A 19,943-nucleotide genomic window follows, 5' to 3' on the forward strand; every position below is an offset into this window, starting at 1 on the left:
CCCATGACCCTCTTTCTTTCCGAAGCCGACGTCAAACAGTTGCTGACCGTCGACATGGCGCTCGAGGCCGTCGAGTCGGCGCACCGTGATCTATCGCTCGGTCAGGCGATCGATACGCCGCGGGCGCGCAGCCGTCTGCCGCAGACCGTCCTGCACATCTTGCAGGGGGCGCTGCCGGCGCAAGGCGTCCTGGGCTACAAGGCCTATACCAGCAACAAGTCGGGCAACCGCTTTCTGGTCCATCTGTTCGATGCGGCGACCGGGCTGCACAAGGCGGTGATCGAGGCTGATTATCTCGGCATGATCCGTACCGGTGCCGTCAGCGGTGTGGCGGCCAAGTGGCTGGCCAGGCCCGATGCAACGGTGGCCGGGGTGTTTGGTTCCGGCTGGCAGGCCGAAGGGCATGTGCGCGCCATCTGCGAGGCCTTGCCGCTGGAGTGCGTCAAGGTCTTCGGGCGCAAGGCTGACAAGTTGCGCGACTTCTGTGCCCGCATGAGCGAAGTGACGGGGACGACGGTGGTTCCGGCTGTCAGCGCGGAAGATGCGGTGCGTGGCAGCGATCTGGTCGGCACGGTGACGACGGCGGCGCAGCCGCTGTTCGATGCGGAGTGGCTGGAGCCGGGCGCGCATGTCAATGCTGCCGGTTCGAACGCCTTGATCCGCCAGGAGTTGTCGGAAGCGGCGATTCGCAAGTGCGAGCTGATCACGGTCGACTCGGTGCCGACCGCCTTGGCCGAAGCTGGCGATCTGTTGCCGCTACTCGAAAAGGGCAGGCTGCATCCGCGCCAGTTGGTCGAGTTGGGCGAGGTCATCATCGGCCGTCATCCTGGGCGGGCGTCGGCCGAGCAGATTACGCTGTTCGAATCGCAGGGCATGGCCATCCAGGATCTTGCCGTCGCCTTGCGTGTGTTGGCGGCGGCGCAGGCAGCAGGTGTCGGGCGCGAAATTCCGCTCGTCTGAACCCGTGCCGAAATCGGACGTGGCGCGCTACACTGCACTTATTCGCAGCTTTCCGGGTGGTCAGGGGGATATGTGAGACTGGACGAGGCCTTGCTGGTCGCGGTGCAAACCGATCGGGGGCTGTTGCGCCCGAATAACGAGGACTCGATCTTCGTCGATAGCGCTCAGGGCTTGGCGATCCTGGCCGACGGCATGGGCGGCTACAACGGAGGCGAGGTGGCCAGCAACATGACCACGACGCTGCTCGCCGCCAATCTCGGGGCCTTGATCCCAAGCTGTTTTTCCGATGAAACGGCAGGTGCACCGCAGCAAACGGTGCATCGGCACATTCGGGAGCAAGTGGCGAATACCAATTACGCCGTGTTCAGCACCGCGCTGAATGATCCGCGTCTGCTCGGCATGGGTACGACCTTGCTGCTGGCCTGGTTCTACGATAATCGGATGAGTGTCGCCCATATCGGCGACTCGCGCCTTTACCGCCTGCGCGACAAGCTGTTCCAGCCATTGACCAAGGACCATACGCTTTTGCAGGAGCAGCTTGATAATGGCATGATTACTCCGCAGGAGGCGCAGCACGTGGTGCAGCGGAGTCTGTTGACCCGAGCCCTTGGTGTCGAGCCCGAGGTCGACGTCGAAATCCACGAGCACGATGTGCAGGAAGGCGACGTTCTTCTGCTTTGTTCCGACGGTTTGTACGACATGGTCGACGACGAGGGGATCGGGATGACGCTACGCGCCTTTGGCGACAATTTGCCGGGGGCGGCGGCGCATCTGGTCGAGATGGCGAACCAGGCCGGCGGGCGGGACAATATTTCGGTCATCGTGATCAAGGTCAAGGGCGATTTTTCGATGTCCTCGGGCTGGTGGCGCAAGCTGCTGGCGGGAAACAGATAGAACAGGGAAGACAATAAAGATGGCGAAGCTGGTTCTTTCGATGGACGGCCTGGTGTTGAAGGAGATTCCGCTCAACAAGGAACGTCTGACCATCGGGCGCAAGCCGCACAACGACATCCAGATCGACAACCTGGCGATTTCCGGCGAGCACGCCGTGGTCGTCACGATCCTCAACGATTCTTTCCTGGAGGATCTGAACAGCACCAACGGCACCTTGGTGAATGGCCAGGCGATCAAGAAACATATCCTGCGCAACAACGACATCGTCGAGCTGGGCAAGTACAAACTGAAATACATGGTCGAGCCGGCTGGGGCTGCCGGTAGCGAGCCGGAGAAATACGCGGCGCCGCCGCTCGCCAAGTCGGCTGACGATTTGCAATTGGCCCCGTCGGGTTCGCAGCGTCGTTCCAATATCGGAGTGATAAGCAACACCGGTGCAGGGGTGCCTGCTGCCGCGGTGCAACTGCTCAACGGCCCGAACGTCGGCAAGGAATTGGAGCTGACCAAGACCCTGACGACGCTCGGCAAGCCGGGCCTGCAGGTGGCCGTCATTGCCAAGCGGCCGAACGGTTACTACATCACCCATGTCGAGGGGGCGAGTTTTCCGGTTGTGAACGGCCGGCCGCTGAATGCGCAGGCGCGTGCGCTGAGCGATCATGACGTGATCGAGATTGCCGGCGTCAAAATGGAATTCTTCCTGAAAGGCTGACCGTAAGGTCGGCACGGCGTGAAAAAACACTGGGTCCGTTTCGTCGTCGGCACGCTTTGCGTGCTGGTGGCGCTTGGCCATGCCGCGGGCTTCTGGCGCATTCCCTTTGTCTCGATGCTGGATGCCTATCTGTACGATGTCCGTGTCCGCCTGACCATGCCGGATACGGTCGATACCAGCGTGATCATCGTCGATATCGACGAAAAGAGCCTGGATGAAGTCGGCCGCTGGCCCTGGAGCCGGAATGTCGTCGCCGAACTGGTGCGTCGTCTGGTCGACGATTATCGGGCGGCTGTGGTCGGATTCGACGTGGTTTTTGCCGAACCGGACCGCAGCTCCGGGCTTGAGGCGCTGGAGGCAGCTGGGCGCGGAATGATGCGCGACGATCCGGGTTATCAGAATCTGCTCGAGCACTGGCGCAAGGATTTGGACTATGACCGCAATTTCGCCAAGGTGCTGCGCAGTCGGCCGGTCGTGCTCGGTTATTACTTCTCCAACAGCGAAATGCGTACTGGCGCCCTGCCGCCGCCGGTGTTTCCTTCGGCAACCCTGGCCGGGCAGGGCTTGCCGCTGATCGGCTGGCGAGGCTACGGAGGCAACCTGCCGCAGCTGTTGGAGGCAACGGGCAAGGCGGGGCATATCAATCCGCTGGTGGACTTCGACGGTGTCTTTCGTCGGGTGCCCATGGTCGTCGAATACGCTGGCGACTACTACGATGCACTTTCTCTCGCTGTCGTCCGGGAGTGGTTGGGCAACGGCCGGGTACAGCCGGGGATTCCCGACCCGGCTGCCGGCATCGAATGGCTGGACATCGTCGGTGAACGCGGTGCCTTGCGTGTCCCGGTCGATCGTCACATCGCTGCGCTGGTACCCTACCGCGGCAACGAACACAGCTTTCCCTACGTTGCTGCGGTGGACGTGCTGAAAGGGCGAATTTCCAGGGACTTTCTCGCCGGGAAGGTGGTGCTGGTCGGAACGACGGCACCCGCCCTGATGGACCTACGCTCGACCCCGGTCGGTGCCGTTTATCCTGGGGTCGAAGTGCACGCCAACCTGATTGCCGGCATGATCAACGGGGAGGTGAAGGAAAAGCCGGGTTATGTCTTGGCCATCCAGGTTTTGCAGATGCTGTTGTTCGGCGGCCTGCTGGCCTTGGCGTTGCCCATGTTGTCGCCGGTGCGTGCCACCTTGTTGACTGTCGGGGTGTTGGCAGCGATCACGCTAGCCGATCTATGGATGTGGATCGAAGCCGGGCTGGTGCTTCCGCTGGCCGCCGAATTGCTATTGGTGGTGGTGCTTTTTGCCTACAACATGTCGTGGGGGTATTTTGTCGAGTCCCATTCGAAGCGACGCTTCGCCGAGTTGTTTGGCCAGTATGTGCCGCCCGAGCTAGTCGATGAGATGGCGCGCAATCCCGAGGAATACAGCATGGAAGGGCGCAGCGAGGAGCTGACCGTGCTGTTCGCCGATATCCGCGGCTTCACCACGATTTCCGAGGGGATGTCGGCGCGCGATCTGGCGCACATGATGAACGTCTACCTCGACGCGATGACGGCTGTCATCCGTCGCGAGCGCGGCACCTTGGACAAATACATCGGCGACGCCATCATGGCCTTCTGGGGGGCACCGGTCGCCGAGGCGGCACATGCCCGTCATGCCGTGCTGGCTGCCCTGGCCATGCAAAGGGGCGTGCAGGAGCTGAAGCCGAGGCTGGCGGCACACGGTTGGCCGGCGCTGACCATCGGTATCGGCATCAATACCGGCCAGATGGTCGTCGGCGACATGGGCTCCTCGCTGCGCAAGGCGTATACGGTGATCGGAGATGCAGTCAATCTGGCGTCACGCCTGGAGGGCATCACCAAGACCTATGGTGTCGGCATCGTTGTCGGCCAGGCGACCAAAGATCAGGCCGCGGATATCGTTTTCCGCGAACTCGACCGTGTGCGCGTCAAGGGTAAGGATGAGCCGGTCGCCATCTATGAACCGATCGGTCCAAGCAACGAAATTTCCGGCGATCAACTCGTTTTGATCGAACAATGGCATGACGCACTCCGCTTTTATCGCGAACGTGAATGGAATAAGGCCGAGCAGCAGATATACAATCTGCTTCAGTGTCAGCCCGACAGCCGTCTGTATGCGCTGTATGCCGAGAGGATCGCCGCGTTGCGCGAGAATCTGCCAGACGAACCGTGGGATGGCGTAACCAGCTATCAGACCAAATAGACATGAAGCTACGCGTACTGGGTTGTAGTGGAGGCATTGGCGGTCGAAACCAGCGGACGACATCCTTTCTGCTCGACCACGACATCCTGATCGATGCGGGCACGGGGGCGGCAGACTTGTCGATCGCCGAACTTGCCATGGTCGATCATGTCTTTCTGACGCATGCACATCTCGATCACATCGTTTCGCTACCGTTGTTGATCGATACGGTGGCCGACCGTCGGCAGAAACCCGTGGTCGTGCACGCTACCCAGGCCGTCCTGACCATTCTGCGCAATCACGTGTTCAATTGGGCGGTCTGGCCGGATTTCTCCGAGTTGCCCACTCCGGAAAACCCATTCCTGCGCTTTGAGGTGCTTACAGTGGGAGAGCCAGTGCTCATTGGCGCCAGGCAGATCACCGCCTTGCCGGTCGAGCATACGGTGCCCGCCGTTGGCTATTGCCTCGACTCCGGTCAGTCCAGTCTGGTTTTTTCGGGCGATACCGGACCCTGCGCCGCCTTCTGGCGTGCGGTCAATCGTATCGGTAACCTGCGCCACTTGATCATCGAATGTGCCTTCTCCAATCGCGAAGAAAAACTGGCGATCAGTTCCAAGCATCTCTGTCCGCGCATGCTGGCAGCGGAGTTGCAGCGTCTGGAGAGGGATTGCGAAATTCACATTACGCATCTCAAGCCGGGGCAGATCGAATTGACCATGGAAGAAATCGAGGCCTCGTTGGGTGATTACCAGCCGAGGATGTTGCAGAACAACCAGATCATCGAGTTCTGAGATGTCCTTGAGCCCCGAACGACTCAGCTGCCTGAAGCCCATCCAGGGGCTGTCGTCGGCGCGTCTGAAGGAACTGGCCGAACTGTGCGAACAACGCTCGTTCGCCTTGGGCAGCGATCCCTTGCCCGCATTGGCGGGCAAAGCGCAATTCGTCTATCTGCTGGCCGGCGAACTCAAGGCGGACATGCCTGATGGCAGCATGCGTCTGCTTGTTGGCGGCTGTGACGAAGCCCTGTGGCCGCTCGGCTATATGACGGCAATGCCGATCGGCAGCAAGGCCGTGACCGATGTTCTTATGCTTAGCCTCGATTTCGAGTTGCTCGATCTGATGATGACCTGGGACGGCCTGTCTGCTGCAGCCGACAAGCCGGGTAGCGGCGCAGCGGCGGAGGTCGGGACATCGTGGGATACCCTGGGCGGGGCATTTTCTGCGCGCCTGCTATCAGGGAGCGGTTTGGCGCAGTTGCCTCCGGCGCACATCCATTCGCTGTTGCAGCGATTCGAGCGCTTTCCGGTACGTCAGGGGCAGGTCGTCATACGCGAGGGTGATACCGGCGATTATTTCTACCTGATCGACAGCGGGCGTTGCGAGGTGAGCCGTCGTGTCGGCGGCGCCGACATGCTGTTGGCCGAACTGAAAGCCGGCGACTCATTCGGTGAGGAAGCCTTGCTGTCGGATGCGCGGCGCAACGCCAGCGTGACCATGCGCACCGACGGCGTGCTCTTGCGTTTGGCCAAGCCGGATTTCGTTGCCTTGTTGCAGGCCCCGTTGCTGCATACGGTCGATCGTTCCGCAGCCGAGGCGCGGGTGGAGAATGGCGCGCTTTGGCTGGATGTGCGATATCCCGCCGAGTTCGCCGAAGACGGCTTGCCGGGAGCGATTAATTTGCCGCTCAGCGAAATGCGTAATGCCTTCGATCTGCTCGACAAGGCGCGCGAATACATTGTCTATTGCCAGAGCGGGCGGCGCAGTTCGGCGGCCGCCTTTCTTCTGGCGCAACACGGCTTCAAGGCATTCTGGTTGCAGGATGGCCTGGGGGCCACGGAGAAATCATGAGTGACGTCGCCAGTCGCCTGCTCTTCCTGAAGAACCTGCAGGCGGTGACCAACAAGATCCATGCGACCAGCAATATCGACGAGATCATGCTGGAGCTGTCGCAGGATATCTGCAACCTGTTCAATGCCGACCGCCTGACCATCTATGTGGTTGGCGAAGACAAGCTGTCCATTGTTTCCAAGGTCAAGACCGGCCTCAATTCCTTCAAGGATATCCGCCTGCCGATCTCGGAGCAGAGTATCGCTGGCTACGTGGCGGTGCACCGCAAGCCGGTGAATATCCGCGATGTGTACGACGAGGTAGAGCTCAAGCAGTACAGCCCGAAAATGCGTTTCCTGCAGGAGGTCGACAAGCGGACCGGCTATCGTTCCAAGCAGATGCTGGTGGTGCCGGTCGTCGGTGGCGACGGCGATGGCGAACTGCTCGGCGTTGTGCAATTGATCAACCACCGTGAAGACCAGCCTTTTGCCGCCTTGCAGGAAGAAGGGGCGGGCGAGTTGGCGAAAACCTTGGCGGTCGCCTTCATCCAGCGGCGTAATGCGCCCTTCGTGGCCCGTACGCGCTACGATCATCTGATCGCCGACGGCGTGCTGGCACCGGCCGAGATGGAGCTGGCGCAGCGTGCAGCACGGCAAAAGGGCAATGAACTCGAAGACACCCTGATCGACGAATTCAAGGTGGCGCCCGCCTTGCTGGGCAAGGCGCTGGGCAAGTTCTTCGGGGTGCCCTATGAGCCGTTCAAGGCTGAGCGGATCAAGCCGGTAGATCTGCTGCGCAATATCAAGCGCGATTATGTCGATGAAAACCACTGGCTGCCGCTGGAGGATACGCCGGAGGGCCTGGCTGTGTTGGCGCCGGACCCCGAGCGCCTGCGTACTTCGCGCATGGTCAACAACATCTTTCCGAAGAGCAAGATTCTGTATCGGGTAACAACCCGGCGGGAATTCGCGGCGACGGTCGACCAGTATTTCGGCTCCCTGTCCGACCTGGGTTCCGTTGATGATTTGCTGTCCGGCATGGGGGAGAGCGAGGAAGGGGGCGAAGCGGGTGACGATATTTCGGCGGCGGCGGACAACGAGCTGGTTCGTCTGGTCAACAAGATCATCGTCGAGGCTTATCAGCAGGGGGCGTCTGATATCCATATCGAGCCGCGTCCGGGCAAGGAAAAAACCCAGATTCGCTTCCGCAAGGACGGTTCGCTGGTCAATTACATCGAAATTCCGGCCTCCTATCGCTCCGCGCTGGTGACCCGTTTGAAGATCATGTGCGATCTCGATATCTCCGAGAAACGCAAGCCACAGGATGGCAAGATCAAGTTCAAGAAATACGGGCCGCTCGACATCGAATTGCGCGTGGCGACCATTCCTACGGCCGGCGGTGTCGAGGACGTGGTGATGCGCATTCTGGCGGCCGGCGAGCCGATCAAGCTCGACCAGTTGGGCCTCTCGCCGTTGAACTACCAGAACCTGGTCAAGTGCGTCGAGAAACCCTATGGTCTCTTCTTCGTCTGCGGTCCGACCGGTTCGGGCAAGACGACGACGTTGCACTCGGTGCTGGGCTACCTGAATCGCCCGGATACCAAGATCTGGACAGCGGAAGACCCGGTCGAAATTACCCAAAAGGGTTTGCGCCAGGTACAGGTGAACCGCAAGGCAGGGCTAGATTTCGCCACAGTCATGAAAGCCTTCCTGCGTGCCGACCCGGACATCATCATGGTCGGTGAAATGCGCGATGCGGAAACGACCGGCATCGGCATTGAGGCCTCACTGACCGGCCACCTTGTCTTCGCCACACTGCACACCAACTCGGCGCCGGAATCGATCATTCGCCTGCTCGATATGGGCATGGATCCGTTCAACTTCGCCGATGCCCTGCTCGGCATTCTGGCGCAGCGCCTGGGTAAGCGCCTGTGCAAGGAGTGCAAGGAAGCCTACCAGCCGGATGCAGCGGAGATCGAAGCACTGCTCCATGAATATTGCGAAGAGCTGACACATACCGAGGCCTGGGTGCGCGATCCGGAAGCTGCGCTGGCGGCGATTCGGCAGGAGTGGCGCACGCGTTATGCGCCGGACGGCAAGTTCAAGCTCCATCGCGCCAAGGGTTGTCCCGCCTGCAATGATACCGGCTATAAAGGCCGGGTCGGCCTGCATGAACTGCTGGTTGGTAGCGACACCGTCAAGAAACTGATTCAGGAAAAGGCGCGGGTGGCGGAAATCCTGGCCTGCGCCTTGAACGAAGGCATGCGCACCTTGAAGATGGATGGCATCGACAAGGTGCTGCAAGGCATTACCGACATCAAACAGGTGCGCGCTGTTTGCATCAAATAAGGGGGCATTATGGAAACGCTCGACGATCTCTTCAGCCGTCTTGAGCGCCTCAACGACATCGGGGCATCGCTTTCCAACGAGCGCGATCTCAACGCGCTGCTCGAGAAGATACTGCTTGCTGCCAAGCAGATCACCCATGCCGATGGTGGCACGCTGTATCTGATCTCGGAGGACAGGCAGCAGCTCAACTTCGAAATCGTGCGGACCAACTCGCTGGGCATCGCCTTTGGCGGCACTACCGGTCAGCCAATGTCGGGCAAGTTTCCCAGCCTGCAGCTCTACAAGGAAAATGGCTCGCCGAATAACAGCATGGTGGCCGCCTATGCTGCATTGACTGGCAATACGGTCAACATTGCCGATGCCTACACGGCGGAAGGCTTCGACTTCTCCGGTACGCGCAAATTCGACGAGCGTACCGGCTACCGCTCGCAATCCTTCCTGACCGTGCCGATGAAGAACCACGAAGGCGAGGTCATCGGCGTCTTGCAACTGATCAATGCGATCAGCGAAACCACCGTTAAGGTGGTTGAGTTCTCCCGCGCCGACCAGCGCCTCGCCGAATCCCTGGCCTCGCAGGCCGCGGTCGCGCTGACCAACCGACAATTGGTGCAGCAACTCGAAACGCTGTTCGAATCCTTCATCAAGCTGATCAACTTGGCGATCGACGAAAAATCGCCCTACACCGGCGGCCATTGCCAGCGCGTGCCCGAGCTGACCATGATGTTGGCCGAGGCCGTTAATGCCACCACCGAAGGCCCGCTCGCTGATTTCACGCTGACCGACAAGGACCGCTACGAACTGCGCATCGCCGCCCTGATGCACGACTGCGGCAAGATCACCACGCCCGTGCATGTCGTCGACAAGGCGACCAAGCTGCAGACCATCTTCGACCGCATCCACTTGGTCGATACGCGCTTCGAAGTGGTCAAGCGCGACGCCGAAGTGCGCATGTGGCGCAGCATCGCCGAGGGCATGCCCTACGCCGAAGCCAATGCCATCTACGTTGATTTTTGCCAAAAATGCGATGTGCACCGCAGCATGCTGCGCAAATCGAACATCGGCGGCGAAAAAATGAGCGATGAGGACATTGCGCTGGTGCGCGAAATTGCCAGCAGCTACCGCTGGCGCAATCCTGAGGGTGAGGAAGTGCCCTTCCTCAACGAGGACGAATTGGAAAACCTGACCATCCGCGCCGGTACCCTGACGGCGGCTGAACGCGAGATCATCAACTACCACATCGTTGCCACCATCAAGATGCTGGAACAACTCCCCTGGCCCAAGCACCTGAAGAACGTTCCCGAATATGCCGGCGGTCACCACGAACGCATGGATGGCAAGGGTTATCCCAAGGGGCTAAAGCGCGAGGAGATGAGCTGGCAGGCCCGCATGATGGGTATTGCCGACATCTTCGAAGCGCTGACGGCGAAGGATCGGCCTTACAAGGAAGGGATGAAACTATCGCAGGCATTGGCGATCATGGAAAACTTCCAAGCCAATGGGCATATCGATCCTGATCTCTTCCGGGTCTTTCTATCCAGTGAGGTTCATCGCCGTTATGCCTCCGCCTACTTGGCCGGGCAGCAAATCGATTGCTGACAGGGCTTTTGTACATCTACAAGCTACCGTAGAGCCGCTTCTTCAAGCCAATTGTCGCCTGCAACGTAAACGGCTGAGCGAATCTGAACATTCGTGGGCATAATTCGGTCCCGATTCTTGCTTCCGGTATTTCCGCCTATTTTGGGCGCTTCCTTAACAGCCAATAATATTGCATCAAGCGTATCCCAAATGAATAAGATATCTACTCAGAATGTCGTAAGTACTTATCGGCGCTATGCGCCAGTTTATGATTTTGTTTTCGGCGCCGTACTTGAGCCTGGTCGGCGCCATTTGACGCGTGAAGTTGGGGTCTTGCGTCCTGAGAGCTTGCTTGAAGTGGGGGTGGGGACTGGCTTGACACTGTTCCGATACCCTGAGACGACTCGTGTGGTTGGAGTTGATCTGTCCGAGGATATGCTTTCTCATGCGCGTCACAGGGCTGGTAGGCTCCAAGGAAGGGATATCGCGCTCCACGCTATGGATGCTGAGTGTATGAATTTTCCGGATGACTCATTTGACTGCGTTACGGTTCCCTACGTCTTGTCAGTCACGCCCAATCCTTCTCGGTTGGTTGCCGAATTAAAGCGTGTCTGCAAACCCGGGGGGACTATCTATCTCCTCAATCACTTCAGCGGCAGCCGTGCCTGGTGGCTGCTTGAACAAGCGGTCAAGCCGATCGCTGACAAGATCGGCTTCCGCTCGGATTTTCATTATGAGGAACATGTACTTGCGCATGATTGGGAAGTGCAAGAGGTCCGTGCGGTAAACCTCCTCGGGTTGTCAAAGTTGGTGACTATTCGGAATGCCTGAGTTTTCTTCCGGGCTTCACGGATATTTCATTCGGCGTGGCCTCTGGTGGTTTGCGTTACCGGTGGCTTTCCTGTCGATTTATGTCGTGCGCTTTTCTGCCCCGAAGGGGGCGGTGCTTCCTCATCTTGTCCTAGTATTTTCCGTCCTCCTTTTCGCGGGGGCTTTGCGGTATGGAGCCTATCGTTGGCTAGGTGAGCGTATTGGACAGTTGTTGGGTGCTTTTCTATCGGCCCTCTTGCTCTTGGTGATGCTTTTTTACTATTCGGTCACTATGGTGGGGCTGGATACACTCGGGCGAGTTATATCGTGGAGTCTGATCACCACATATCTGGCACAAGGCCCCGAACTCTTGGGTGCCTTAGGTGTTCCCACATGGTTGCCCTACTGCGGTATTACAGGACTGTTCGCCGCCGCGGTCTGGTCGTTCTGGAGGCTTTATAAGAAATCTGACGGCGTGGCAATCCTTGCTGCTTGGGGTGGGAATCTATTCGCACTGCTTGTCTCGGTGTTATTGATTGCTATCCCTGTTATTTACTGCGCCCATGCCCTCGATGGCGAGTCGCATGTATCGGCGGAGCCCGTATCGCTAATGCTTTACCCTTATCAGGGGAAGAAGCGCGTTCAATCACATTACGTGGCGGCGAGTTCAGGCGATGAAAAAGTCCTGCCCGTACGCGCCGAGGCTGGAATGGCTGTCCAAGACTATCCCAATGTTATCGTGATCGTCGTTGACGCTTTGCGGGCGGATCATTTGGCATTTAATGGCTACCATCGGTCGACTGCGCCGTATTTGGAAAGCCTTTACGCATCAGGAAAGTTAATAACCTTTCCTGAAACTTATGCCGTTTGCTCAGAGTCCAGTTGCGGGTTGATGGCATTGGCAGGATCGCGTTACGTTCATCAGTTCGCCGGCTTGTCGGTGACCTTGCATGATGTTCTACGCGCTCATGGATATCGAATAAACATGATTTTGGGCGGGGATCATACAAATTTTTATGGCCTGCGCGAGGCATACGGAAAAGTCGACACCTACTATGATGGATCGATGACCGGTGGGCGCTACTATATGAATGACGATCAACTGGTGGTCGAAAAAGTGGCAGGCATGGATGACTTTGACGGTCGCCCCCATTTTTTTCAATTCCATTTGATGTCTGTACATGGCTTGGGGAGCAGGGATAGCGAACGATCGCCATTTCAGCCGGTGAGAAATTACTATAAAGATGCGGCACTTCGACTCCCCGGGAGTATCGCAACCCATGCTCAAGCTTACGTCAATTATTACGACAATGGGATTGTTAGGGGCGACTCCATTGTCGAGCGTCTTCTATCGGACTTGGGTAGGAAAAAATACCTGGATAATGCATTGGTATTGATCACCGGAGACCACGGAGAAATGCTCGGTGAGCACGGTTTGGTTTCGCATGCGAAAGCACCGTTTGAGCAGAGTCTAAAAATTCCATTGCTATTGGCCCGTTTTGGGCGTGCGAGTTGGCGAATTTCAGACGTCGGGCGCGAGCCTGCGTCGCAAGTGGATATTGCACCCACTGTGTTGAATGCATTGGGTATCGAGATGCCTGAGGGGTGGGTAGGAGCACCTTTACAAAAAGAGCGGCGAACTGATTTTCTTTATTTCCAACAGGGACGTTATTACGGCCTCATCGATTTGCGCAATTCCCAATTGCGTTGGAAATACTGGGTAGAGGGGATCGACAGCAAAGACAGGGCTTTTGAATTGCTCTCCGATCCCGGAGAGGAACGGGATCGTTTGAGTGAAATAGCTCCGGACGTGAAGCGCGCCTGGAAAAGCAGGCTGATCGAATCACACATGACGGCCTTGGAATACATTCAGTCCTTCCAGTAGTTGTGTGGCGGAAATTGGCGGATGGACTGACGAAAATTGTCAGCGATGACGCTACTTGAGATGCTGTAAAGAGGTTTGGTGTGGGTTGTTACCCTGGCACGGATTATGTATGCTACATCTCAGCGGTTTCGCTATCTTATTCAAGGAGAGTTCAATGAAGCGCGTTCAACAAGGTTTTACCCTGATCGAATTGATGATCGTTGTGGCCATTATCGGTATTTTGGCCGCTGTTGCCCTGCCGGCTTATCAGGACTATGTCCGTAAGGCGAACGCCGGTGCAGCTGTTGGTAACCTCGGTGGTCAGAAGATCAAGGTTGCTGACGCATTTAGCCAAGGTGTCGGTGCCAGTGGTGCTCCCGGTACTTTGGGCTGTACGGATACTGATGGTTCTGCTATTCCGAACTGTACCGGCTCTGGTGTGCTCGCTTCTACGGTTGGTGGCATTACCGCAACGCTGACCCCGACCGCTGGTACCGGCGCTGGACAAATCACCTGGGGTTGCGTTCTGACCGGTGTTGGTTCTACTGCGACCATCAAGGGTTGTACGACGAGCAACTAATATGTAATCGTGAATTTCTTGGTGGTCTAAGGGCTATCAAGATTCAAATAGGAACCCCAAGCTTGCTTGGGGTTTTTCTTTTGGGGCGCTATTCGCCTAGGTTTCTAGGCGGGGGGTACATATTACGCTGACCTGCAAGGGGGCTGTGTTGGTTCTCTTGTGCTATCGAAGAGGGTGTGGGAGATAACTTTTCAACCAGTCTTCCTTGGTCATTTTCTGGTTAGTCTTTGGTGCGGCGCTTAAAGTCTTCAAGACGGAAGCCGAGTAACCATAGTGTGGAAAAATACGAGATTCCACCAACAGGGATCAGCCAAGCCAAGTGGATAACGCGCTGAGTTATCGGTGAGCTAAGCCAGTTCATGCTTGGGCCCATTCCAATTGAGAGTATGACTCCCATCGTGGTGAGTGCCACGAGAAGTTTCGCTGAAAATGCAGGCCAGCCAGGCTGTGGCTGATAAATATCCGAGTTACGCAAGCCACGATAGAGTAAAAACGCGTTCAAGCAAGCCGCCAGTCCAATGGATAGTGCCAGCCCGGCATGTTGCAGCCAGCCAATGAATGCAATGTTCATGGCCTGCGTGGCGCTCAGGGAAATTAAAGCTATCTTAACCGGGGTTTTAATGTTTTGTTTGGCGTAGAAGCCGGGGGCCAGCACCTTGACGAGGATTAGCCCGGTTAGTCCGAGCGAGTAAGCCACAAGGGCGTCACGAGTCTTGAATACGTCCTCGACGCTGAAGGCGCCGTGGAAAAACAAGCTTGCGATCAGCGGAACTGCCAGGATGGCAAGTCCGACGGCGGCCGGCGCAGCGAGTAAGAGCGTTAATCGTAGGCCCCAGTCAAGCAGCTTGGAGTATTCGCCGTGGTTTTCGCTAGCGTTCAGGCGTGTGAGGGAGGGGAGTAGGATAGTCCCCAGGGCAGCGCCAAGAAGGCCCGAGGGGAATTCCATCAGACGGTCAGCGTAATAAAGCCAGGAGACACTTCCTGTGTCGAGGAACGATGCAAAGATGGTGTTGATCAGCAGGCTGACCTGGGATACTGAGACACCTACCACCGCCGGGCCCATTAGCAGGAGGATGCGTCGAACTCCGGGATCGGACCAAGCCAAACGCCAGTTCAGTGATAGCCGAGGCAGCATCGAGATTTTCTTCAATGCAGGGAATTGGATTGCTAGCTGAAGAATGCCGCCGATGAATACAGCCCATGCCAGGGCTAGGGCCGGCGGATCGAAATAAGGTGCGGCAAATAACGCCATGCCGATAAAGGAGATGTTCAGCAAGACCGGTGTAAATGCCGGTAGGGAGAATCTGCTCCAAGTGTTCAGGATGCCTCCAGCTAAGGCAACCAGCGACATAAATAGAATGTACGGGAAGGTGATCCGGGTCAGTGTAACTGTCAGTGCAAATTTGTCAGGCTCCGTGGCAAAGCCCGGTGCAGAAATCCAGACCAGCAGCGGTGCGCCGATGATGCCAAGAGCAGTGACGACCAATAAAGTAGCTGCCAGTAGGCTGCAAACGTGGTCGACTAGCAAGCGCGTTTCTTCGGAGCTGCCCCTGTTGCGGTATTCGCCGAGGATCGGGACAAACGCTTGGGAAAAAGCGCCTTCGGCAAAGAGTCTACGCAGAAGATTGGGAAGCTTGAAGGCGACGAAGAAGGCGTCAGTGGCCATTCCGGCACCGAAGGTGCGGGCAATAACGAAATCGCGGACAAAGCCGAGAATTCGCGATAGAAGTGTCATTCCACTGACCGTGGCCAGCGCGCGCAATAGATTCATTCGGTGATGGGCGTTGCCTGAGAGCAAGCTAAAAAGCTATAATTCTACGCTCTGCTTTGCGGCAGGCAGGATTTTAGCTGTCAAGTCGCAACAGTGTGCCGTTGTAGCTCAGTTGGTAGAGCAACTGATTCGTAATCAGTAGGTCGAGTGTTCGATTCACTTCAACGGCACCATAAATTCAAGGGCTTGCGTTTCCTCGCAAGCCCTTTTTCGTTGGTGCGGGTATTGTGCTGTTCCAATGGTTAGGCGGGTGGAATGCATACCCGATTCCTGCCAGAGCGTTTGGCCGAGTAGAGTCCATTGTCGGCTTCCTGGATTAAATCTTTGGCCGCATTGTCTGGGGAAGGGGTCATGCAGGCTACACCGAAGCTACAGGAGATCAGGCCGGCCAAGCCGCGTTCGTGGGGGATGTTCAGTTCGCGAATCGCCGTGCGCATCCTTTCGGCAACAGCGAAAGCACCTTCAAGATCGGTCCCCGGAAGAACGATAACAAACTCTTCGCCACCATAGCGGGCTGCCATATCCTCAACGCGAAAGAGCGATTCGTTGAGCGCGTTTGCCACAGCTTTAAGGCAGGCATCGCCGGCTTGGTGTCCGTATATGTCATTGAATTGTTTGAAAAAATCAACATCGGCCAATATGGCGCTGATCGGACTGCCGGCCCGGGCGCAACGTTTCCATTCTGTCGACAAGGTTTCGTCGAAATGGCGTCGATTGGGAATTGCGGTCAGGCCATCGAGGATGGAGGCTTCGCGCAACTGCAGGTGCTGCCGGTAAATGGCTTGTTGCATCGCAACGATGCGGAGCATTGCGCGAACTTTGGCCAGCAGCACAACCTCTGACACTGGCTTGAACAGGAAGTCGTCTCCTCCGCTGAGGATGCCCTTGGCAAGAACCTCTTCGTCTTGAAGCGATGAAAGAAAGATGACGGCGGTCCAGGGGCGAAATTGGTCCGAGGAGTTCTCGCGGCGACGGATTTCTTTGGTCAGGGCGAGGCCATCCATGTCGTGCAGGGCAATCTCCATCAGGACCAGGCAAGGATGTTTTGCCTCGTATATTTGCAAAGCCTGAACGCCACTTTGAGCGGAAAGCACCTCCACGTCGTTAAGTTGCTCGATGCATTCGCAAATCACCTCGCGGTTGCTATTGGATGATTCGACAACGAGGACGGTTGGGCGAATGGAGTTCACCATGGGGTGGGGCGCTGACTACGCGGATGTTTGGAAAATCATAGCATCATGCGCTCGATTCATGACGTGGGAGTTGATTGGCTGGGCTATGGGCGATGCTCAAGAGCCTGCTGCGGTGCACGCCCTAAAATCGGCAATTTCCGGTCTTGGCTTTGAACTGGTGAGTGTACTGGTCGAGTTCGTCTTCAATAACAGTCTCCACTCGAAAGTGGGGGTGGGGGTCTGCATGGCAGCATCCGGACTGGGGTAAATAAACTATACTTTCCGCCCGTCTTTGACCCAAAAGGCACTCCGGTGCCTTTTTTATTTCATGTCTGAAGTTTCCTGTTATCACTGCGGTCAGCCGGTGCCAAGCGATGTCGATCTCTCGGTCAAAGTTTCCGGCGAGGCTCGAACAATGTGTTGCTATGGCTGTCAGGCCGTTGCGCAGTCCATTGTCGATAACGGGTTGGAAGATTATTACCGCAGTCGGGACGCGTTGCCTGAGTCGCCGCGGGAGGCGATGCCCGATGTCCTGCAGCGCCTCGTGCTGTTTGACCACGCAGAGTTTCAGAAGAGCTTCGTCAAGGCGCTGGGAGAGAATGAGCGGGAAGCCTCTCTGCTGCTCGAAGGGATTACGTGCGCAGCATGTATCTGGCTCAATGAGCAGCATGTTGGCAGGCTGCCTGGCGTGACCGCGGTCGACATCAATTACGCAACGCGACGGGCGCGGGTGCGCTGGGATGAGTCGCGCATCAAGTTGTCGGATATTTTGGCAGCCATCGCCGCCATCGGCTACCGGGCCTATCCTTATGATGCGGCCAAAAATGAGGAAATCTCCCGCAAGGAACGGCGTGATGCCTTATGGCGTCTGTGGGTGGCTGGTTTCGGCATGATGCAGGTCATGATGTACGCCTACCCGGTGTATATCGCGAACGGCGATATGACGCCGGATATCGAAAGCCTTATGCGCTGGGCCAGCTTGGCGCTGACGTTGCCGGTTATTTTCTATTCTTCCGCCCCATTCTTCAAAAACGCTTGGCGAGACTTGAAGCTGCGTCGCGTCGGGATGGATGTGCCGGTCGCGCTTGGGGTGGGGGCGGCGTTTCTGGCAAGTTGTTGGGCGACCCTCGTTCAGGTGGGAGAGGTTTATTTCGACTCTGTCACCATGTTTATTTTTTTCCTGCTGGGTGGCCGTTTCCTCGAAATGAGTGCGCGCCAGAAGGCAGTGGGGGTGACCGAGGCGCTTGCCAAATTGTTGCCGGCATTCGCTCAGCGTTTCCGGGTGTTTCCCGGTGGCGACACAGAGCAGTGTCTGGTGGCCGATCTGCACCCCGGTGATCATGTGCTGATTCGTCCTGGAGATATCGTTCCGGCCGATGGCGTCGTGGTGGATGGGGTCAGTTGCGCAAATGAATCACTGCTAACCGGCGAAAGTAAGCCCGTGCCCAAGGTGGTTGGCGATATGGTGACAGGCGGTTCGATCAATGCGGAAAGTCCTCTCGTTGTCAGAGTGGAGCAAGTCGGCGAAGGAACTCGGTTGTCAGCGATCATCAATTTGATGGAGCGAGCAGCGGCCGAGAAGCCGCGTATCGTCGAGGCAGCTGACCGGATCGCAAGCTATTTTGTTGGTGCCTTGTTGCTTGTTGCGATACTGGTTGCGGTGGGCTGGTATTTCATCGACCCGAGTAGGGCGCTTTGGATCACCGTTTCGGTCTTGGTCGTGACCTGCCCTTGCGCCCTTTCGCTTGCTACTCCGATTGCGCTCACGGTGGCTGCGGGGGCGCTGGCTAAAGACGGTCTGTTGGTGACCCGAGGTTACGCTATTGAAACCTTGGCGCGAGCCACCCACTTTGTTTTCGATAAAACTGGAACCCTGACTACCGGGCATATGCATCTTAAGGATGTGTGGGTTGCCGAAGGCTATGAGCGTAATCATGTCTTGGCGATGGCGGCTGCGCTTGAGCAGGGGTCGGAGCACCCCGTGGCGGCGGCGCTCTGCCGGGCGGTAGGGGGTGATCTCCCTGTGACGAACTCGGTGTTGAATCACCCTGGTATGGGGGTGGCAGGGACGATTGGCGGTCTGGTTTATCGCCTTGGGCGCCCAGATTTCGCCTTTCCCCGCGAGGGGGGGGCTGATGTGAAACGAGTGTTGGCAGAATGGCTGACGTTTGGCGAGACCGTTGTGGCCCTGGCAAATGAAAGCGCATGTATAGCCTTGTTTAGAATCGGCGATGAATTGCGACAGGAGGCTAAGGCGCTGGTTGGAGAGATGAAAGCCTTGGGCAAGCATGTTGTTCTGTTAAGTGGGGATGCGCCCGAAGTGGCGCGCAGAATAGCGCTTGAACTTGGGGTTGATGATGTCCGAGCCGGTGTCAGTCCGCAGGGTAAACATGAGTGTGTCGCCGAGTTGCAAGCCGCTGGTGCCTTGGTCGCTATGGTTGGGGATGGGGTTAACGATGCGCCGGTCCTGGCGCAAGCCCAGGTTTCAATTGCCATGGGCGGCGGGGCTCAATTGGCGCGCACTCAATCCGATTTTGTTTTGTTGTCGGAAAATCTTGATCATCTCCGCGTGGGGGTGCTGCGGGCGAAAAAGGCTTTGCGTGTCATTCACCAGAATCTCTGGTGGTCGTTTGCCTATAACTTTGTGGCTTTGCCGCTAGCTATTGGGGGTTACGTAACCCCTTGGCTTGCTGGCATTGGCATGTCGGCGAGTTCCTTGTTGGTCGTGCTTAACTCTTTGCGCATTCAGCGCCTTGGGAGAGAGTGATGGAAAGTGTATATCTGCTGATCCCGGTGTCGGTGCTGCTGGTGTTCGGGATCGCGCTGGCCTTCTGGTGGTCTGTGCGCAGTGGGCAGTTTGATGATCTCGAGGGGCCGGGCTTCAGGGTTCTGATGGATGACGATTTGCCGAAAGAGGGTAAAAAGCCTGGCGACGAATCAAATCGTTTGGGTGAATCCGATAAAGGTTGACTTGTGTCAACGTTAAGTAACTGAATTGCTGCCAAGATTCGAGTCATGTGAAGCGCGCGCTTCACGGTGATTCTCTGTTGGGGTTGGGGTGCGTTGCGACGCACCCTTTTTTTGTCCACTGTGCCGGCAGGATTGACTCGCAGGCTACCTAAAACGGACTAATTCGATCTAGATAGTCGGTAGGTTGATCTAGGTCAAAACCCCCCTGCTGAACTAGAATACCATCCGCTTCCATGTGCCCCCTTGGTTTCAGGGAGGTGG

General features: G+C 57.2%; 16 protein-coding genes and 1 tRNA gene. 15 read left to right on the forward strand and 2 right to left on the reverse strand.

Annotated features, from left to right (window positions below; translation table 11 throughout):
• Positions 1 to 3: 3 nt before the first annotated feature.
• The 11 genes from WIF35_RS15485 to WIF35_RS15535 all read left to right on the forward strand — a co-directional run bounded on the left by WIF35_RS15485 (position 4) and on the right by WIF35_RS15535 (position 13,769).
• Positions 4 to 960, forward strand: coding sequence for an ornithine cyclodeaminase family protein (locus tag WIF35_RS15485; protein ID WP_412479124.1), 957 nt, complete (start codon positions 4 to 6; stop codon positions 958 to 960).
• A 72-nt stretch (positions 961 to 1,032) separates the two neighbouring features.
• On the forward strand, positions 1,033 to 1,854 hold the full coding sequence (locus tag WIF35_RS15490; protein ID WP_412479125.1) for a Stp1/IreP family PP2C-type Ser/Thr phosphatase: 822 nt from the start codon (positions 1,033 to 1,035) through the stop codon (positions 1,852 to 1,854).
• A 19-nt stretch (positions 1,855 to 1,873) separates the two neighbouring features.
• Positions 1,874 to 2,563: an FHA domain-containing protein gene (locus tag WIF35_RS15495; RefSeq protein ID WP_412479126.1), complete on the forward strand. Its 690-nt coding sequence runs from the start codon at positions 1,874 to 1,876 to the stop codon at positions 2,561 to 2,563.
• An 18-nt stretch (positions 2,564 to 2,581) separates the two neighbouring features.
• The gene (locus WIF35_RS15500) at positions 2,582 to 4,786 is read left to right on the forward strand and encodes a CHASE2 domain-containing protein (protein WP_412479127.1); all 2,205 of its coding nucleotides are present in this window, start codon (positions 2,582 to 2,584) and stop codon (positions 4,784 to 4,786) included.
• 2 nt (positions 4,787 to 4,788) lie between these two features.
• Positions 4,789 to 5,556 (forward strand): 3',5'-cyclic-nucleotide phosphodiesterase, encoded by a 768-nt coding sequence (locus tag WIF35_RS15505; RefSeq protein ID WP_412479128.1) that lies wholly within the window; start codon positions 4,789 to 4,791, stop codon positions 5,554 to 5,556.
• 1 nt (position 5,557) lies between these two features.
• Positions 5,558 to 6,613, forward strand: coding sequence for a cyclic nucleotide-binding domain-containing protein (locus WIF35_RS15510; protein ID WP_412479129.1), 1,056 nt, complete (start codon positions 5,558 to 5,560; stop codon positions 6,611 to 6,613).
• The gene (locus tag WIF35_RS15515) at positions 6,610 to 8,940 is read left to right on the forward strand and encodes an ATPase, T2SS/T4P/T4SS family (RefSeq protein ID WP_412479130.1); all 2,331 of its coding nucleotides are present in this window, start codon (positions 6,610 to 6,612) and stop codon (positions 8,938 to 8,940) included. Before WIF35_RS15510 ends, WIF35_RS15515 begins: the two co-directional genes overlap by 4 nt.
• Before the next feature lie 9 nt (positions 8,941 to 8,949).
• Positions 8,950 to 10,536 (forward strand): HD domain-containing phosphohydrolase, encoded by a 1,587-nt coding sequence (locus WIF35_RS15520; RefSeq protein WP_412479131.1) that lies wholly within the window; start codon positions 8,950 to 8,952, stop codon positions 10,534 to 10,536.
• A gap of 189 nt (positions 10,537 to 10,725) precedes the next feature.
• Positions 10,726 to 11,346, forward strand: coding sequence for a class I SAM-dependent methyltransferase (locus WIF35_RS15525; protein WP_412479132.1), 621 nt, complete (start codon positions 10,726 to 10,728; stop codon positions 11,344 to 11,346).
• Positions 11,339 to 13,210, forward strand: a complete 1,872-nt coding sequence (locus WIF35_RS15530) for a sulfatase (RefSeq protein WP_412479133.1) — start codon at positions 11,339 to 11,341, stop codon at positions 13,208 to 13,210. Before WIF35_RS15525 ends, WIF35_RS15530 begins: the two co-directional genes overlap by 8 nt.
• Before the next feature lie 154 nt (positions 13,211 to 13,364).
• The gene (locus WIF35_RS15535) at positions 13,365 to 13,769 is read left to right on the forward strand and encodes a pilin (RefSeq protein WP_412479134.1); all 405 of its coding nucleotides are present in this window, start codon (positions 13,365 to 13,367) and stop codon (positions 13,767 to 13,769) included.
• Positions 13,770 to 13,989: 220 nt separating this feature from the next.
• Here WIF35_RS15535 and murJ read toward each other — a convergent pair whose 3' ends face one another.
• Complete coding sequence (murJ, locus tag WIF35_RS15540) at positions 13,990 to 15,540, reverse strand: murein biosynthesis integral membrane protein MurJ (protein WP_412479135.1); 1,551 nt, start codon at positions 15,538 to 15,540, stop codon at positions 13,990 to 13,992.
• A 97-nt stretch (positions 15,541 to 15,637) separates the two neighbouring features.
• Between murJ and WIF35_RS15545 the strand changes: the two genes are divergently transcribed.
• Positions 15,638 to 15,713, forward strand: a tRNA-Thr gene (locus WIF35_RS15545).
• 69 nt (positions 15,714 to 15,782) lie between these two features.
• On the opposite strand, the gene WIF35_RS15550 is transcribed toward WIF35_RS15545, so the two are convergent.
• Entirely contained in the window at positions 15,783 to 16,733 is a 951-nt protein-coding gene (locus WIF35_RS15550) for a diguanylate cyclase (protein ID WP_412479136.1), read from the reverse strand.
• Here WIF35_RS15550 and WIF35_RS15555 point away from each other — a divergent pair.
• The 3 genes from WIF35_RS15555 to ccoS are packed head-to-tail and all read left to right on the forward strand — an operon-like array spanning position 16,720 to position 19,682.
• Positions 16,720 to 16,980 carry a hypothetical protein gene (locus WIF35_RS15555; protein WP_412479137.1) on the forward strand — a complete coding sequence of 87 codons (261 nt, stop codon included), beginning with the start codon at positions 16,720 to 16,722 and terminating at the stop codon, positions 16,978 to 16,980. The two genes, WIF35_RS15550 and WIF35_RS15555, sit on opposite strands and share 14 nt — an antisense overlap.
• A gap of 60 nt (positions 16,981 to 17,040) precedes the next feature.
• Positions 17,041 to 19,479 (forward strand): heavy metal translocating P-type ATPase, encoded by a 2,439-nt coding sequence (locus WIF35_RS15560; protein WP_412479138.1) that lies wholly within the window; start codon positions 17,041 to 17,043, stop codon positions 19,477 to 19,479.
• Entirely contained in the window at positions 19,479 to 19,682 is a 204-nt protein-coding gene (gene ccoS / locus WIF35_RS15565; RefSeq protein WP_412479139.1) for a cbb3-type cytochrome oxidase assembly protein CcoS, read from the forward strand. Before WIF35_RS15560 ends, ccoS begins: the two co-directional genes overlap by 1 nt.
• The last annotated feature ends 261 nt before the right edge of the window (positions 19,683 to 19,943 follow it).

This window comes from Azonexus sp. IMCC34839, from assembly GCF_047047955.1.
GTDB lineage: Bacteria > Pseudomonadota > Gammaproteobacteria > Burkholderiales > Rhodocyclaceae > Azonexus.